General features: G+C 59.0%; 15 protein-coding genes. 11 read left to right on the forward strand and 4 right to left on the reverse strand.

Annotation, left to right across the window (positions count from 1 at the left end; all coding sequences use genetic code 11):
* Positions 1-111 precede the first annotated feature (111 nt).
* Positions 112-1848 (reverse strand): IlvD/Edd family dehydratase, encoded by a 1737-nt coding sequence (locus ACM6IN_RS08135; RefSeq protein WP_007917984.1) that lies wholly within the window; start codon positions 1846-1848, stop codon positions 112-114.
* A 193-nt stretch (positions 1849-2041) separates the two neighbouring features.
* Between ACM6IN_RS08135 and ACM6IN_RS08140 the strand changes: the two genes are divergently transcribed.
* The 8 genes from ACM6IN_RS08140 (at position 2042) to ACM6IN_RS08175 (ending at position 8943) form a co-directional block, all read left to right on the forward strand.
* A complete protein-coding gene (locus ACM6IN_RS08140) occupies positions 2042-3364 on the forward strand; it encodes an MFS transporter (protein WP_007917982.1) in 1323 nt (440 codons plus the stop codon).
* Positions 3365-3522: 158 nt separating this feature from the next.
* Positions 3523-4515 carry an AraD1 family protein gene (gene araD1, locus ACM6IN_RS08145; RefSeq protein ID WP_414915744.1) on the forward strand — a complete coding sequence of 331 codons (993 nt, stop codon included), beginning with the start codon at positions 3523-3525 and terminating at the stop codon, positions 4513-4515.
* Positions 4516-4524: 9 nt separating this feature from the next.
* Positions 4525-6105 (forward strand): aldehyde dehydrogenase (NADP(+)), encoded by a 1581-nt coding sequence (locus ACM6IN_RS08150; RefSeq protein WP_123374993.1) that lies wholly within the window; start codon positions 4525-4527, stop codon positions 6103-6105.
* Between the two features lie 179 nt (positions 6106-6284).
* Positions 6285-6596, forward strand: a complete 312-nt coding sequence (locus ACM6IN_RS08155) for a DUF5629 family protein (RefSeq protein WP_007917971.1) — start codon at positions 6285-6287, stop codon at positions 6594-6596.
* Complete coding sequence (locus ACM6IN_RS08160; RefSeq protein WP_414893988.1) at positions 6583-7758, forward strand: lactonase family protein; 1176 nt, start codon at positions 6583-6585, stop codon at positions 7756-7758. The genes ACM6IN_RS08155 and ACM6IN_RS08160 overlap by 14 nt, the downstream gene beginning before the upstream one ends.
* Before the next feature lie 156 nt (positions 7759-7914).
* Positions 7915-8094, forward strand: a complete 180-nt coding sequence (locus tag ACM6IN_RS08165) for a hypothetical protein (RefSeq protein WP_007917967.1) — start codon at positions 7915-7917, stop codon at positions 8092-8094.
* A gap of 382 nt (positions 8095-8476) precedes the next feature.
* Positions 8477-8689, forward strand: a complete 213-nt coding sequence (locus ACM6IN_RS08170; RefSeq protein ID WP_007916539.1) for a hypothetical protein — start codon at positions 8477-8479, stop codon at positions 8687-8689.
* Positions 8686-8943 (forward strand): hypothetical protein, encoded by a 258-nt coding sequence (locus ACM6IN_RS08175; protein ID WP_007916537.1) that lies wholly within the window; start codon positions 8686-8688, stop codon positions 8941-8943. Before ACM6IN_RS08170 ends, ACM6IN_RS08175 begins: the two co-directional genes overlap by 4 nt.
* A 60-nt stretch (positions 8944-9003) precedes the next feature.
* On the opposite strand, the gene ACM6IN_RS08180 is transcribed toward ACM6IN_RS08175, so the two are convergent.
* The 3 genes from ACM6IN_RS08180 to ACM6IN_RS08190 are packed head-to-tail and all read right to left on the reverse strand — an operon-like array spanning position 9004 to position 14467.
* Positions 9004-9588, reverse strand: coding sequence for a glutathione S-transferase (locus ACM6IN_RS08180; RefSeq protein ID WP_414915745.1), 585 nt, complete (start codon positions 9586-9588; stop codon positions 9004-9006).
* A complete protein-coding gene (locus ACM6IN_RS08185) occupies positions 9585-13226 on the reverse strand; it encodes an SbcC/MukB-like Walker B domain-containing protein (protein WP_414915746.1) in 3642 nt (1213 codons plus the stop codon). The genes ACM6IN_RS08180 and ACM6IN_RS08185 overlap by 4 nt, the downstream gene beginning before the upstream one ends.
* Entirely contained in the window at positions 13223-14467 is a 1245-nt protein-coding gene (locus tag ACM6IN_RS08190) for an exonuclease SbcCD subunit D C-terminal domain-containing protein (protein WP_414915747.1), read from the reverse strand. Before ACM6IN_RS08190 ends, ACM6IN_RS08185 begins: the two co-directional genes overlap by 4 nt.
* Before the next feature lie 270 nt (positions 14468-14737).
* Between ACM6IN_RS08190 and ACM6IN_RS08195 the strand changes: the two genes are divergently transcribed.
* The 3 genes from ACM6IN_RS08195 (at position 14738) to ACM6IN_RS08205 (ending at position 16260) form a co-directional block, all read left to right on the forward strand.
* Positions 14738-15235 (forward strand): hypothetical protein, encoded by a 498-nt coding sequence (locus tag ACM6IN_RS08195; RefSeq protein WP_007916528.1) that lies wholly within the window; start codon positions 14738-14740, stop codon positions 15233-15235.
* Between the two features lie 144 nt (positions 15236-15379).
* Complete coding sequence (locus tag ACM6IN_RS08200) at positions 15380-15841, forward strand: hypothetical protein (RefSeq protein WP_414915748.1); 462 nt, start codon at positions 15380-15382, stop codon at positions 15839-15841.
* A 77-nt stretch (positions 15842-15918) separates the two neighbouring features.
* On the forward strand, positions 15919-16260 hold the full coding sequence (locus ACM6IN_RS08205; RefSeq protein WP_007916522.1) for a hypothetical protein: 342 nt from the start codon (positions 15919-15921) through the stop codon (positions 16258-16260).
* The last annotated feature ends 5 nt before the right edge of the window (positions 16261-16265 follow it).

Below are 16265 nucleotides of genomic sequence, written 5' to 3' on the forward strand. Positions count from 1 at the left end.
TAGCAGGCACCAGACAATCTTGAGGCGGGTAATGATCGTTCCCACGCGGAGTGTGGGAACGATCAAATGCATTCCAATGTAGGAGCTGCCGAAGGCTGCGATCTTTTGATTTTAATGGGAATGGCGCGGCACTTCAGCCCCTCGGCAACCGACAAGGAAATCGAAGTCACAGCCCTGATCCGCCTGCAACACATGGTCGATGTACAGCTGACGATAACCGCCCACCAGCAACTGCTGCGGTGGCTGCAGATCCGCCATGCGCGCCGCCAGTTCAGCATCCGGAATATCCAGGTGCAAACGCCCGGTGGCGCAATCCAGCTCGATCCAGTCGCCTTCCTTCACTGTCGCCAAAGGCCCGCCGGCCGCCGCTTCCGGCGCCACGTGCAAAACTACGGTGCCATACGCCGTACCGCTCATCCGTGCATCGGAAATGCGCACCATGTCGGTCACACCCTGGGCCAACAACTTGGCCGGCAAGCCCATGTTGCCGACTTCGGCCATGCCCGGATAACCCTTCGGCCCGCAGTTCTTCATCACCAGAATCGAATCCTTATCGACATCCAGCTCCGGATCATTGATCCGCGCCTTGTACATGTCGAAGTTTTCAAACACCACCGCGCGGCCGCGATGCTGCATCAGTTCCGGGGTTGCAGCGGACGGCTTGAGTACCGCGCCGAGCGGCGCCAGATTGCCGCGCAATACGCAGATACCACCGTCGGCGCGAATCGGATTGTCGAGGGTGCGGATCACTTCGTCTTCGCCATAGATCGGCGCGTCCTTGGTGTTCTCGCCGATCGACTTGCCGTTCACCGTCAGTGCATTCGGATTTGGAATCAGATTGGCTTCACCGAGGCGGCGCAACACCGCTGGCAAACCACCGGCGTAATAGAACTCTTCCATCAGGAAGCGCCCCGACGGTTGCAGGTCGACAATGGTCGGCATGCCGCGCCCGATGCGGGTCCAGTCGTCCAGATCCAGTTCAACACCGATGCGCCCGGCGATGGCTTTCAAGTGAATCACCGCGTTGGTCGAACCACCGATGGCAGCGTTGACCCGGATAGCATTCTCGAAGGCTTCTTTAGTGAGGATCTTCGACAGTTTCAGATCTTCGCGAACCATCTCCACCGCACGCATGCCGGACATGTGCGCCAACACATAACGCCGCGCATCCACCGCCGGGATCGCCGCGTTGTGCGGCAGCGAAGTGCCGAGTGCTTCAGCCATGCAAGCCATGGTCGATGCGGTGCCCATGGTGTTGCAGGTGCCCGCCGAACGCGACATGCCGCCCTCGGCTGCAAGGAAATCGTCAATCGTGATGGTGCCGGCCTTGACCTGTTCGCTGAGCTGCCAGACCACCGTGCCCGAGCCGATGTCCTTGCCCTTGTGCTTGCCGTTGAGCATCGGCCCGCCGGTCACAACAATCGCTGGCACATCGCAACTCGCCGCGCCCATCAGCAGCGCTGGAGTGGTTTTGTCGCAACCGGTCAGCAGCACTACGCCGTCGATCGGATTGCCGCGAATCGCCTCTTCGACATCCATGCTCGCCAGGTTGCGGGTGAGCATGGCGGTCGGGCGCAGGTTCGATTCGCCGTTGGAGAACACCGGGAATTCCACCGGGAAGCCACCGGCCTCGATCACCCCGCGTTTAACGTGCTCCGCGATCTGGCGGAAGTGCGCGTTGCACGGGGTCAGTTCCGACCAGGTGTTACAGATGCCGATGATCGGCTTGCCGTGAAACTGGTGGTCGGCGATGCCCTGATTCTTCATCCAGCTGCGGTACATGAAGCCGTTCTTGTCGGCCGTGCCAAACCATTGGGCGGAGCGCAGGGTGGGTTTCTTATCAGACATGATCGATTCTCTTATTGTATGACTATAGTGTTCCAGCTACGGCCTAATCTAAGCGCAAAATCTGAGGTTTGGAAGTGTTGTTGGTGAATTAGTATTACTATATAGTCGTTTTCGACGGAGGGATGGCCCTGACGGTTTTCCGTGAGAGGCGTCCCCCGAGGTTCTATAAAAACAACAATCGGAGACCGATCTCATGAGCCAGGAACTGCGGCTGATACGGCGCATTACGCTGAAACTGATTCCCTTCCTGATCCTGCTGTACCTGATCGCCTATGTGGATCGCTCCGCCGTCGGCTTCGCCAAGCTGCACATGGGCGCCGACATCGGCATTGGCGATGCGGCTTACGGCCTCGGCGCCGGGCTGTTCTTCATTGGTTACTTCCTTTTCGAAATCCCCAGCAACCTGATGCTCGAACGCTTCGGTGCGCGGCGCTGGTTTGCGCGGATCATGATCACCTGGGGCGCGATCACCATCGGCATGGCCTTCGTCCAGGGCCCGCACAGTTTCTACGTCATGCGCTTTCTGCTCGGCGCGGCCGAGGCGGGGTTCTTCCCTGGCGTTCTCTACTACATCACCCAATGGTTCCCGGTGCGCCATCGCGGCAAGATCCTCGGGCTGTTCATCCTCTCCCAACCGATCGCGATGATGATCACCGGTCCGGTGTCCGGCGGTTTGCTCGGCATGGATGGCGTCCTCGGGCTGCACGGCTGGCAGTGGCTGTTCATCGTCATCGGCACTCCGGCGATCTTGCTGACCTGGCCGGTGTTGCGCTGGTTGCCGGATGGCCCGCAGCAAGTGAAATGGATGGATCAGGCCGAGAAAGACTGGCTGACCGGTGAGCTGAAAAAGGATCTGCAGGAATACGGCCAGACCCGTCACGGCAATCCGCTGCATGCGCTGAAAGACAAACGCGTGTTGCTGCTGGCGCTGTTTTATCTGCCGGTGACGTTGAGCATTTATGGTCTCGGTCTATGGTTACCGACGCTGATCAAACAGTTTGGCGGCAGCGATCTGGTCACCGGTTTCGTCTCGTCGGTGCCGTACATCTTCGGCATCATCGGCTTGCTGATCGTGCCGCGCAGTTCCGATCGTTTGAATGATCGCTACGGGCATCTGGCCGTGCTTTATGTGCTGGGCGCGATTGGCCTGTTCCTCAGTGCCTGGTTGTCGTTGCCGGTGGCGCAACTGGCGGCGCTGTGTCTGGTGGCGTTCGCGCTGTTTTCCTGCACGGCGGTGTTCTGGACCTTGCCGGGGCGCTTCTTTGCCGGCGCGAGTGCGGCGGCGGGGATTGCTCTGATCAATTCGGTGGGGAATCTGGGCGGGTACATCGGGCCGTTTGTGATTGGGGCGTTGAAGGAGTACACCGGCAACCTCGCGTCCGGCCTGTATTTTCTCTCGGGGGTGATGGTGTTTGGCTTGATTCTGACCGGCATCGTCTACCGCGTGCTGGAGCGCAAACACGTGCTCCCGGTTGACCAATTCGCAGCAAGTGCACGCGGTGCCACCCGTACCTGACCCCCGCTATCAATCACCAAGGAACCTGTGGGAGCTGGCTTGCCAGCGATGACGGCGGCACATTCAACATTGATGTGTCAGACAGATTGCCATCGCTGGCAAGCCAGCTCCCACAGGGTTTTGCAGTGTTTTGAAGTTTTGTATACAGGAGAGGACATATGCATCTGGTTCAATTCGAATTAAGCAACCGCGAACGCCGCGTCGGCGTGGTCGACAACGGTCTGGTGCGCGAAGTGCAAGACGCGCGTTCCGTGCGCGATCTGGCCCTGGCCGCCATCGAGGCCGGCAACACCCTGGAGCAGCAAGTGCAAACCCTCGGCCTCGGCATCAGCCACGATTACGCCGAGCTGCTCGCACAACTGCGCGTGCTACCGCCCCTCGATCACCCGGACCCGGCGCACATGCTGATCAGCGGCACCGGCCTGACGCATCTTGGCAGTGCCTCGGCGCGGGACAAGATGCACCAGCAGGCCGGCGACGAAGCGGCGATGACCGACACCATGCGCATCTTCAAATGGGGCGTGGAGGGCGGCAAACCGGCGGCGGGGCAGGCCGGTGTGCAACCGGAATGGTTCTACAAGGGCGACGGCAGCATCGTCGTTCGCCCCGGTCAACCCTTCCCGGTGCCGCCGTTTGCCGAAGACGCCGGCGAAGAACCAGAAATGGCCGGTTTGTACATCATTGGCCACGACGGCAAGCCTTACCGTCTCGGTTTTGCGGTGGGCAACGAGTTCTCCGACCATGTCATGGAACGCAAGAATTACCTGTACCTCGCCCACTCGAAATTGCGCAGTTGCAGTTACGGCCCGGAACTTCGCAGCGGTGAACTGCCTCAACATCTGGCCGGCACCAGTCGCATCCTGCGTGACGGCGAAGTGCTCTGGCAGAACGAGTTTCTCAGTGGCGAGGCGAACATGTGCCACAGCCTCGCCAACCTCGAATACCACCACTTCAAATACAGTCAGTTCCTGCGTCCCGGTGACGTGCACATTCACTTCTTCGGCACCGCGACCCTGTCGTTCGCCGATGGCATCCGCACCCAGCCGGGCGACGTCTTTGAAATCAGCCAGGCCGAATTCGGCGCGCCACTGCTCAATGGCATCGTCCCGGTCCCAGCGGTTTATGAACCGGACAGCATCGGCACCCTTTAAGGAGATCCCATGACTCAGATTCTCGGTCACAACTACATCGGTGGTCAGCGCAGCGCCGCTGGCGACGTCAAACTGCAATCGGTCGACGCAACCACGGGCGAACAATTGCCGCACGATTTCATTCAGGCCACGGTTGAAGAAGTCGACGCTGCAGCCAAAGCTGCCGCTGCCGCCTACCCCGCTTATCGCAGCCTTAGCGCCGAACGCCGCGCGCAGTTTCTCGATGCGATTGCTGATGAGCTGGATGCGCTCGGTGATGACTTCGTCGCTGTGGTCTGCCGCGAAACCGCGTTGCCGGCCGGACGCATTCAAGGCGAGCGCGGACGCACCAGCGGGCAGATGCGTCTGTTCGCCAAAGTCCTGCGCCGAGGTGATTTCTACGGTGCGCGCATTGATCTGCCGTTACCGGATCGCCAGCCGTTGCCGCGCCCGGATTTGCGTCAATACCGCATCGGCCTAGGCCCTGTCGCAGTGTTCGGCGCGAGCAATTTCCCGCTGGCATTTTCTACGGCTGGCGGCGATACCGCTTCGGCACTCGCCGCCGGTTGCCCGGTGGTGTTCAAGGCTCACAGCGGCCACATGGCGACAGCGGAACTGGTTGCTGATGCGCTGATCCGCGCTGCCGAAAAAACCGCGATGCCGGCCGGCGTATTCAACATGATCTACGGCGGTGGCGTCGGCGAATGGCTGGTCAAGCATCCGGCAATTCAGGCAGTGGGTTTCACCGGTTCGCTCAAGGGCGGTCGCGCTCTCTGTGACATGGCCGCTGCGCGCCCGCAACCGATCCCGGTGTTCGCCGAGATGTCGAGCATCAACCCGGTGATCGTTCTGCCGCAAGCCCTTGCCGAGCGTTCGGAAACCGTTGCTCGTGACCTCACTGCATCTGTGGTGCAGGGCTGCGGTCAGTTCTGTACCAATCCCGGTCTGGTGATCGGTATTCGTTCGCCGCAGTTCAGCGCGTTCGTGCAGCAAGTCGCTGGTTTGATCGGTGATCAACCGGCGCAAACCATGCTCAACGCCGGCACCCTCGGCAGCTACGGCAAAGGCTTGCAGAAACTGCTGGCGCATCCCGGCATTGAGCATCTGGCCGGCAATCCACAGCAGGGTAATCAGGCGCAACCGCAATTGTTCAAGGCCGATGCGAGCCTGTTGATCGATGGCGATGAAGTGCTACAGGAAGAAGTGTTCGGCCCGACCACGGTGATTGTCGAAGTGGCGGACAAGGCGCAACTCAGCGCCGCACTGCATGGCCTGCACGGGCAACTGACCGCGACGATCATTGGCGAGCAGGCGGATTTCGAACGTTTCCCTGAGCTGACGCCGTTGCTGGAGCAGAAGGTCGGGCGGATCCTGCTCAACGGTTATCCGACCGGTGTCGAGGTCTGTGATTCGATGGTGCACGGCGGGCCGTATCCGGCGACGTCCGATGCCCGTGGCACGTCGGTGGGCACGCTGGCCATCGACCGTTTCCTGCGCCCGGTGTGCTTCCAGAACTACCCGGACAGCTTGTTGCCCGAGCCACTGAAAAACGCCAACCCGCTGCGCATCCAGCGCCTGGTTGATGGCAAACCTAGCCGCGAAGCCCTCTGAAAAACACCCCTGTAGGAGCTGCCGAAGGCTGCGATCCTTTGATCTTTTTTTTGATCGTTCCCACGCTGAGCGTGGGAACGATCAGACATCAAAAGATCGCAGCCTTCGGCAGCTCCTACAGGGGGAGTGTGCTTCTTGAGCTATCATTGCCGATTTCCCCCCTGAAAGACTTTACTGCCATGACTGCCCAAACCCTTCTCAACGCCCTCGAACACTGCGGTATGGTCGAAATCGACGGCCTGCACGCCTTCGAATTCGCCCTCGACGAAGATGACAACCTGCACATCGAATGCATCGATGGCCGAGCGGCCAAGCATTGGGAATTCACTCCGGCTCAGGTTGCAGCGGCAACATTTGATGACTCACTGCAAAGCTGGCTGATCGTCGGTTATTTCAATGAGACCAAAGCGATCGGCGAACACCGCCTGGTCTGCCATGGCGACGTAGTCAGCAGCAGCGATGATGAGGAAGAATCTGATGAAAATGCGTAAATTCTGGCCGCTGCTGATGGCCGGCAGCGTCGGCGCCATGGGGCTGTCCACGGCCTCTGCCGAGAACTTCCAGTTGCTGGTCGGCTCTTATACCGCCGGCACCAGCCAGGGCATCTATCGCATGAACTTCGACAGTGCCACCGGCCAGATCGCCGCCAAGCCGCTGCAAGTGGTCAAGAGCGAAAACCCGTCATGGCTGACCCTGTCCAAAGACCAGAAACGTCTGTTCGTGGTCAACGAAAACGGCCCGGGTCAGAAAGACCCGGTTGGCCGTGTCAGCAGCTATTCGATTGATCCGAAAACCCACGCCCTGAACCTGATCAGTCAAGTGCAGAGCCTGGGCAATGAGCCGACCCATTCGAGCCTCAGCGGTGACACCAGCCACCTGTTCGTCAGCAACTATTCGGTGGTGGAAGACCCGGGCGGCACGCTGGCGGTATTGCCGGTCGGTGCCGACGGCAAACTCAAACCGGTGGTGCAGATGAGCGCGCACCCGGCCAGCCGGGTCAATCCTGAGCGCCAGGCCTCCAACCACGTGCACTCGACGGTTTCCTCGCCGGACGGTCGCTACGTGTTCTCCAACGACCTGGGTGCGGACAAAGTTTTCATCTACCAATTCGACCCGAAAGCCAACCCCGAACTGCCGTTGACCCCGGCGAAAACCGCCTCGGTCGCCTTGCCCGCCGGCAGCGGCCCACGTCATTTGCTGTTCAGCGCCGATGGCAAACACGCCTGGCTGACCATGGAAATGAGCGCACAGGTTGCGGTGTTCGACTACAACGACGGCGTGCTGACCCAGACGCAACTGGTCGATCTGGCCGCCGGCCAGCCGACCTCGGACAAAGCCGCTGCAGCGCTGCACGCCTCGGCGGATGGCAAGTTCCTCTACGTCAGCAACCGTGGCACCGCCAATCAACTGGTGGTGTTCGCGATTGATCCGGCAACCGGCCAGCTCAAAGAGCTGCAAAAACGTTCGGTGGAAGGTGATCACCCGCGCGAATTCAGCCTCGACCCTAGTGGCAAATTCCTGCTGATCGCCAACCAGAAAAGCAACGAAATTGTCGTTGTCGAGCGTGATGGCAAGACCGGTCTGCTCGGCAAAACCGTGCAGAAACTGCCGATGGACGCGCCGAGCGACGTCAAGTTTCTAGTGCGACAATAAGCCACAGGCCCCGGTTTGCGGGGCCTGTCTCTTTGTATTAATCGCGCTGATATCCGGTAATGCTACAAAGCATTTCAAGCGATCAACCCTCGAGCGTTAAGTTTGCTTCACGGCCCAACCGGGCAAGCAAGCCAACCGAACACGAGGGTTACCGCCATGAACTTCAATCTTTTCTCCGTGATTGCCGCTTCCGCCATCTCCGCCACCGTGGTGCTGCCAGCCAGTGCCAACGTTGAAATCAACAGCAAAAAATCCCACACCCAGAGCTACACCCAGAAATACCTGCAACAGAGCGCTAACTTCTACGCCGCCCTGGATCACAAAGCCCAACACTGAAATGCCCGTTCTGCACAACTCCCTGTAGGAGCTGCCGAAGGCTGCAGTCTTGATCTTGCCCTTGGGATGTTTGATCGTTCCCACGCTCTGCGTGGGAATGCCTCTAGGGACGCTCTGCGTCCAGTGACGCGGAGCGTCACGGGCTGCATGCCCACGCAGAGCGTGGGAACGATCGGAAAAAGCAAAATCAAAAGATCGCAGCCTTCGGCAGCTCCTACATGTGTGCGTGTGTTTTTCGCAGCACGATAGGTTTCTTCAAACACGCAAATAGACTGGCTAAATAATCAACGAAGCTGATGTTTACTATGGCAAACCCTGAGTGGTTAGCGCGGCTTTTTTGATTGATTCTGTGGACATCGAAACATGCCCACGGGAGAACACCATGGCCAGCGCAATCCTTCATTCAGCCAAACGCGGCGCCTATCTGGTCATCGGTCTGTACCTGGCCGTGGTGCTGGTCGTCAGCATCGCCTCGCAGATGGAACACAGCTTCGACGCGCCGATTCAAGTCGCCCATCCCGGCGTCCAGTTCGAAGTCCGCTCGCAAAGCGTGATGGTCGATCGGGCCGAACTCGCGGGAGTCGGCGGCGCATGAAAGGCTACAGACTTTGGGTCATTGCCAGTCTGGCAATCATGACCAACGGCGCTTCATTGCTGGGAATAGGTCAAGGCTCGGTTGGAGCTCTGGCACGGGCCATAGAGGCCAATCACACCATCGCGCACAACATCGAACGGGCGAATACTCTGGGGCTGATGGCCGGCAATCCACCGGTGAAGGTCTCGGCCGATTTTCTCGGCCCGTTCGAGATAGATTGCATGGCACTCGGCATGTGCAACGCACTGGCTTGACCCTGTAGGAGTGATCGTTCCCACGCAGAGCGTGGGAACGATCAACGCAGGAAGGTAAGGTTATTTCTTCATGATCGAGGTGAACAGTTCGGATTCGAGGAAACGCTGCAACCAGGCCTGTAAGCGAACATAAGGCGTCTGCGCAAACCACTCGCGGTCAACATGGGCAAACTGCCGAACGAAGGGCAGCAGGGCGATATCCGCCAGGCTCGGATGATCGCCCAGCAAATATTCGCGACCTTCAAGCAGCTCCTCCAGCCTCTGCAAGTACAGCGCCCCCTCAGCCCGATAAATCTCCATCGGTTGCTCCGGGTAACGTTCGGCGTACTTGTAGCGATTCAAATGCACTTTGAACCCTTGATCATTCGCTTCGATCAATTCAGCAATCCGCGAGTCGCCATCAAGCAACCAATCCTGCGGATCATTCTGCGCCAACGCCCAGCGCATGATCTCCAGACTCTCGTCAATCACCTGCCCACCGGCATCCAGCACCGGCACCGTGCCCTTGGGCGAGATCGCCAGCATCGCGGCCGGCTTGGCCTTGAGACTGACCTCAACGATCTCCACCGGCACGTTCGAATAACGCAGCGCCATCCGCGCGCGCATCGCGTACGGGCAGCGGCGGAAGGAATACAGCGTGTTCATTTCACCTCCAGCGTGCTCAAACCATTGCCCTGACGCTGCACCTGAATCTGCACCGGAATCCGCTCGTGCATTTCCTGCACGTGGGAAATCACCGCCACTTTGCGGCCCTGTGCCTGCAAACCGTCCAGCGCATCCATCGCCAGTTGCAGCGACTCTGGATCGAGGCTGCCGAAACCTTCATCGATAAACAGCGACTCGATCTTCAGCGTACTCGACGCCATTGACGCCAAGCCCAGAGCGAGGGCCAGCGACACCAGGAACGTCTCGCCGCCGGACAACGAATGCACCGAGCGCAGTTCGTCGCCCATTTCCGTGTCCATCACCAGCAAACCGAGCATGCTGCCGCCGCGTTTCAGGCGATAGCGTTTGACCAGTTGGCGCAGTTGCACGTTGGCGTGATGCACCAGCAGGTCGAGGTTGTAGGCCTGGGCGATCTTGCGGAAGGTGTCACCGGTGGCCGAGCCGATCAAGGCACTCAGGCGCGCCCAGCGTTGATATTCGGCATAGGCCGAGGCGATCTGCTGGGTCAGCGCCTGATTGGCGTTTTGCCGGCGCTGGTCTTCGGCCTGTTCGGCACGCAATTCGGCGCACTGTTGCTCGCTGAGGTTGAACTGGTTTTGCAGCTCGGCGAGGGCACTGGCGAGTTGTTCGGTATCGAGGTTGCCGTTGTGCTGCGCCTGATGATCGAGCAGACGCTGGTCACGCTCCTGCAACAACACCTTGGCTTGTTCGATGGCTTTTTCATTGTGTTGCAGACGCTGACGCAGTTCGGCGACTTGCGCGTCGTCAACCCGCAACAGGTCTTCGAGGCCACCGTCGTCCAGTTCAGGATGGCGGGCGCGCCAGTCGGCAATCTTGCCGGCCAGATCCTGCTCTTCGGTTTCCAGCGCCTGCAAACGCTCCTGCTGCGCCTTGAGCTCGGCAGCGATCTGCACAAGTTGCGTGCGCACGTTTTGCAGTTCCTGCGCGGTAGCGGTTTCGGTATTGCGCGCCTGCTCGACCGCTTGCTCAAGTTGCTGCTGCCAGTGTTCGGCGCTGCTGTGTTCGCCGAGCAGTTGCGCGAGTTTCTGCTGGCAGGTGTGCTGCTGCTCGGTCAGCGCCGTGAATTGCTGTTCGACGCTGAGCAACTGCTGCGCGCGGGTCTGTTGGCGATCCTGTTCTTTCTCCAGCGTTTGTTGACGCTGCTGTTGCTCGGTCTGTTCTTCCTTGTGCTGTTCGACCTGCGCCAGACGTTCGGCGATCTGCCGGTCAAGCTGCATGAACGTTGCCGCCGGCTCCTGGCGCAGGGCTTCAAGGGTGTCGGCTGGCAGCAGATTGCCGAACGCGGTGAGTTCTTCGTCGAGGCGCTGACGGTCGCTGCTCAGCTCGCGCTGCTGATTGCTCAGGTGCTGCGCCGCTTGCTGATGCGCGGTTTCGGCCTGACGCAATTGCTGGGTCAGACGCGCGGCGTCCTGTTGCAAGGTGAGCAGGGCGCTCTGGCGTTGTTCGTCCTGAGTGATGCTCTGGTTCAGTTGCTCGTTTTGCCGGGCGAGCCAGGCATCGCGCTTGTCAGCATCCTGATTGAACAACTGCGCGGACAGCGGATGCGCATCGAGGCTAGGCGCCAACGCTTGCTGCTGGGTGGCCAGTTGTTCCTGCTGTTGCAGCAATTCTTTCTGCTGAGCAATCACGCCACCGACTTCGGCGCGCAGTTCGATGAGTTTTTCCTTGAGCTGATCGACCACCTGCTGGGCGTTGGCCTGCTCGCTTTCGTCGTGGCGACCGAGGCTTTGCAGCAGCGCTTCGGGCTGATGATACGGGTGCTCGCTGCTGCCACAGACCGGGCACGGCTGATCGTCCTGCAACTGCGCGCGCAACTCTTCGACGCTGGCACTGCGCGCCAGGCGCTGGCGTTCGAGCAGCTCGCGGGTGACATTGAGGGTTTGTTCGGCGACGGTCAGCTCGGCTTTGCTTTTCACGCCGTCCTGCGTCAGGCGTTCGCGTTCCTGCTGGGCGCTGAGCTGACGCTGTTGCAACTCACTGCTGCGCTTGTCCAGATCCTGTTGCGTGGCCCATAGACGCGACAAGTCTTCGAAGGCGCGCAGTTGCTTGCGGTTGTCCTGCAGCAGCGTGCCGAGGAGACCGATCTGTTCGGCGACGGCATCGGGTTCGGCGCCAGCTTCTTTGAACAGCACTTCCAGTTGCTGCTTTTGCGTGGTCAGTTCTTCAGCGCTGCGGTTGGCGTTTTCTTCAAGGCTCGCCAGTTCGGCCTGGCCTTTGTTCAAGCGGTTGCCGATCAGCATCAGCTGTTGCAGGCGATCGCGGTAGGCATTCCATGCATCGCTCAACGGCGCCAGATGAGCGCTTTGCTCAAGCTCGGCGGCAATGCGCTGCAGGCGCTCGGCGACCTGCGTCTGTTTTTCCAGCAAGGCTTGAATGGCGTTCTGGCCTTCGGTGCAAGCCTGCTGCGCATTGAGCCTGGCTTCGCCACTTTGCGCGACATCCTTGGCCAGACGGGCGAGGGTGCTTTGTTCTTCAAAGGCCTGACGCAACAGCGGCGCGTTTTCACTTTGCCGTTGCTGCGCTTCGCTCAGGGCGACTTTTGCTGCTTCGAGATCCTGCTCCAGTTGCGTCTGGCGCTCAGTCAGTTCGGCGTGTTGCCGGGTGTGCGCGGCGATTTGTGCGGCTAACGGCGCCAACAGGGCATCGAGTTCGCTTTTGCGGGCGAACTGGTGCCGTTGCGGGCCAAGCTGCTCCAGTCGCGTCAGTTTCACCCGTTCGCCGGCCAGACCTTGCGATTGCTGCTGTGCGCTGTGCAATTGCTCGGTGGCGGCCTGCTGCGCGTCCTGCAACACACGAAAATCCTTGAGCCAGGCGTGCTGCTGCTCAAGTTGTTTGAGCTGCGCCTGCTGCAACTTCATTTGCTGTTGCGCAGCATTGAAACGCTCATCCAGCTCGGCCCGGGCTTCGGGCGCCAACGGGGTCACGCCGGTAGCCTGATCCTGCAACAGCTTGTGCGCTTCGCGGGCCTCTTTGGTCTTGTCGAAGGCGCGGCGGCCGAGGCGGGTGTACAGCGCGGTGTCGGTGAGTTTTTCCAGCAGTTCGCTGCGGTCGTTGTCGTCTGCCTTGAGGAATGCGCTGAACTCGCTCTGCGCCAGCAGCACGGCGCGGGTGAACTGTTCGAAGTTCAGGCCGAGCGCAGCTTCCAGTTGAGTTTTGTATTCGCCTTTCTGGCTGGCGAGCAGTTGATCCTGATCGATATCGCGCAGGCTCTGCCGGCTGGCCTGCAACTTGCCGCCGGCCTTCTCGCGGGCGCGGTTGGCCTCCCAGCGCGCCCGATAACGACGGCCATCGACACCGACGAAATCCACTTCGGCATAACCTTCGCCAGTACCGCGACGCAGCAAGGTGCGCGGGTCGCCGGTGGCGATTTCGCCGTCGGCATCCGGGACTTTGGCGTCACGGCCAGTGTTGTTCAGACGCGGCACGGCGCCGAACAGCGCCAGGCACAAGGCGTCGAGCAAAGTACTTTTACCGGCGCCGGTCGGGCCGGTAATCGCGAACAAACCGGCACTGGCCAGCGGCTCAGCGGTGAAATCAATCTCGAACGGACCCGCCAGCGAGGCAAGGTTCTTCAAGCGAATGGCGAGAATCTTCATGGCTGCTCGCCCTCCAGTTGTACGTCCTGCAGCAGTTCGGCGAAGTCCTTCAGCGTCTGCTCATCGACTTCACTGCCGTAGTTATCGAGCCAGGCGCGGCTGAACAGTTCTTGCGGGGTGAGTTGGTCGAGTTCGATCAGCGCGCTGCCGTCCTCCGAACCGTCAGCGCCACGGTTGCCAGCGTATTCGGCGGCGATGCGCACCAACCGCACGGCTTTTCCTTGCAGGGCGCTTTCGACTTGATGACGCAGATCCGGCTGCGGTTCATCGAGGGTTACACGCACTTCCAGCCATGGCTGGCGTTGGGTTTCGGCGAGCAGATCGATGTTCGGCAGGTCGGCCAGTTGCAGCAGAATCTCGGCCAGCGGTGCCGGGCCGATGCGCTGCAGATTGACCGAGCGCGGGATCAGTTTCGGCTCGACGCTGACCAGGGTTTCGCCATCAAGGGTGACGTCGAGAATCTGGTGCTGATAGCCGATCTCCGAAAACGACAACGGAATCGGCGAACCGCTATAACGAATGCGCTCTTCTGCGTTGACCTTCTGCGGCTTGTGCAAATGGCCGAGGGCAACATAGCTGATGCTCGGGCCGAACAGGCTGGCGGGCAGGGCCTCCGCGTTACCGATGATCAGGCTGCGCTCAGAGTCTTCCGACACTGAACCGCCGGCCATGTGCGCGTGGCTGATGGCAATCAGCGCCTGACCGGGTTTGCGCTTGGCGTTGGCTGCTTCGATCAGCCATTCGTGCACCTGACCGATGCCGCGCAAATAGTTATCGCCCAGATGTGCGCCAGTCACCTCCGCCGGGCGCAGGAACGGCAGCGCCAGGCACCATGCAGCGACTTCGCCGGTTTTATTCGGCAACGGCAGCAGCAGGCGTTCGGCATCCAGTTGCCCATCATCCAGCCACAACACCCGCCCCAGCGCATGGGTACGCAAACGGCGCATCAGCGGCGCGGGCAGTTCGATCCGCGAGCCGGAATCGTGGTTGCCGGCAATCATCACGATGGTCAGCAACGGCTGCTGCTCGTGGGCGCTGACGATGAAGTCGTAGAGGCGTTCCTGAGCTTTCACCGGAGGATTGACGGTGTCGAAGATGTCCCCGGCGATCAGCAGCACATCCGGCTGCGCCAGTTGCAGTTGGCGCAGCAGCCATTCGAGGAAGCACGCATGCTCGAAATCGCGCTCCTGGCCGTGCAGGTTTTGCCCAAGGTGCCAGTCGGAGGTGTGGAACAGACGCAAGGTGGACTCCGCAACAATTAAATAGGTGATGGCCGCGAGGAAATGATGGGCGGCGAAAGAGGGGAGAGTTTACAGATTATTGCGGCGGGAGGGCTTGTCCGGACGGGACGTAGCCGGGCATTTCGACGAATCCCTTCATTGACGACCCAACGCCGGTTACCTACCATTGAGCCACTATATTGATATCATTTTGAGATCGAACAATCCGTCGGGCTTCTACCTCCGCGCCACGATAGCTCACACAGCGATATAGAGTTTGGAGCAAGTGCAATGAAACGGGTCAATTCGATACCTTCTGTTACTGACACCCAAGCGTATTGTTCCTGGAAAAAACAATGGTCTAGCCAAGAAGATCTGGATGTTCATTCGTACATCTTTGATCAATGCAGGCCCGACCATGTTTTGATGTTTTCCAATATGCTCTTCCCTGACTTTGTGGTAGCCGAGGGTGGTGTATTTTTAGGACGAAATTTTTCAGACGAAGTGTTTGACAGGTGTTTTGCCCTTGCCTCCGGTGATCTTTCAAAGACTGAGCAGTTATTGAATGTTGTGAGGATCTATGACGTTTTTGGTCAGGGTGCCCGTGATGTTTCGGATGATGTTTTTCTTCAATTGTGCAATGTGATTGGTTTTTCGTGGCGCATGGTGCTGAAAGAAAAGTTTCCAGAGAAGATCTTCTGTGTAGAGGTGTCGAACTCAGAGCAGAACTATGGCCCGGATATTACTTTCTACCAGGTTGGGCCACTGAGTTTGGGATCCGGAAAATGAGACGTCAGCACTTGGAGCAAGAGGCGGATTTTTATGGGACTTCGAGAAAACTCTCGTCTTTGGATGAGTGGCATCTATCCGTGCGCTATACACCCGTGCAGCACCTGGTGCTTGGCGGAGTGGCGTGATGCTTGAGGGAGGTGTGTGAAACTTAACAGTGAAATGGAGCAAATGCTCGTTCGTGCGGGACGTACTTCTCTGGACGGCGAGTTGGCGGATATCGCAAGGTCCGGTTTCGTGGAACGGGATGGCTGTGTTTTTCTGGCGAGTCTGGAAAGCGTCCTGAAGCATGTAAGCCTAAAGTATTTCCTAGATAGAACGGGTTATGAATGTTTCGTAAATTCGATCCATGCCGATGATTATGTAAACGCTGATTTTTTGGCATGCGCGTGCTCCTACCTGTCTTTAGTGTTTGAGGCGTGGAACAAGTCATGTATGCCGGGAGTTCTGCAGGGAGTCATTTCGGGTGACGAATTCGATGCGACGGTGAAGTTTCATCTGCTGCGCCCAGGGGAAACCTGGCTGAGCGATGACCTTGAGGGGTATGAGGAAGCAGTGCTTACCGTTGAATCGAGTGACAAGGGGTTTCTTGAGGCATACGAGTAAATGATGGGGACAGACCACGTTTAGAAAGTACTCCGAAAACGTAGTCTGTCCCCGTTTTACTATGAGAGAAAATTGAGATGAATGATTTTGAGTCGGTGAAACAGCTGATCATCGAGCTGATGAAAGAAAAGGCGGGTAGCTTTGATGGCAATAGTTTGGAGGCCGATTACAAGCTGGACTGGGAGGTTGAACTTTCCGAAAGGTTGGGAAACGCTCTCTACAATATGTCCAGAGCGGCATCCGCCAAGGAAAATGCAGAAGATGTCATGTTGAAAGTTGCGCTGATGAATTCACGTGTGGACTTCATGGATCTGGCTAATTTTTTCCGCGATATTTATGACGATCTCGATGCGCTGGTAAAAAAACCTTTTTGGCCGGAAATCCCCAAGGGTTTTGTTTACGAAAAAATTTCGGATTAAGAGGC

The sequence above is a fragment of the Pseudomonas sp. IT-P395 genome, from assembly GCF_949767675.1.
In the GTDB taxonomy this organism is placed as follows: Bacteria; Pseudomonadota; Gammaproteobacteria; order Pseudomonadales; family Pseudomonadaceae; genus Aquipseudomonas.

Bases quoted from the DNA above. Each gene is read 5' to 3' on its own strand.
- ACM6IN_RS08135 (WP_007917984.1), bottom strand. From the start codon at position 1,848: ATGTCTGATAAGAAACCCACCCTGCGCTCCGCCCAATGGTTTGGCACG.
- ACM6IN_RS08140 (WP_007917982.1), top strand. From the start codon at position 2,042: ATGAGCCAGGAACTGCGGCTGATACGGCGCATTACGCTGAAACTGATT.
- araD1 (WP_414915744.1), top strand. From the start codon at position 3,523: ATGCATCTGGTTCAATTCGAATTAAGCAACCGCGAACGCCGCGTCGGC.
- ACM6IN_RS08150 (WP_123374993.1), top strand. From the start codon at position 4,525: ATGACTCAGATTCTCGGTCACAACTACATCGGTGGTCAGCGCAGCGCC.
- ACM6IN_RS08155 (WP_007917971.1), top strand. From the start codon at position 6,285: ATGACTGCCCAAACCCTTCTCAACGCCCTCGAACACTGCGGTATGGTC.
- ACM6IN_RS08160 (WP_414893988.1), top strand. From the start codon at position 6,583: ATGAAAATGCGTAAATTCTGGCCGCTGCTGATGGCCGGCAGCGTCGGC.
- ACM6IN_RS08165 (WP_007917967.1), top strand. From the start codon at position 7,915: ATGAACTTCAATCTTTTCTCCGTGATTGCCGCTTCCGCCATCTCCGCC.
- ACM6IN_RS08170 (WP_007916539.1), top strand. From the start codon at position 8,477: ATGGCCAGCGCAATCCTTCATTCAGCCAAACGCGGCGCCTATCTGGTC.
- ACM6IN_RS08175 (WP_007916537.1), top strand. From the start codon at position 8,686: ATGAAAGGCTACAGACTTTGGGTCATTGCCAGTCTGGCAATCATGACC.
- ACM6IN_RS08180 (WP_414915745.1), bottom strand. From the start codon at position 9,588: ATGAACACGCTGTATTCCTTCCGCCGCTGCCCGTACGCGATGCGCGCG.
- ACM6IN_RS08185 (WP_414915746.1), bottom strand. From the start codon at position 13,226: ATGAAGATTCTCGCCATTCGCTTGAAGAACCTTGCCTCGCTGGCGGGT.
- ACM6IN_RS08195 (WP_007916528.1), top strand. From the start codon at position 14,738: ATGAAACGGGTCAATTCGATACCTTCTGTTACTGACACCCAAGCGTAT.
- ACM6IN_RS08205 (WP_007916522.1), top strand. From the start codon at position 15,919: ATGAATGATTTTGAGTCGGTGAAACAGCTGATCATCGAGCTGATGAAA.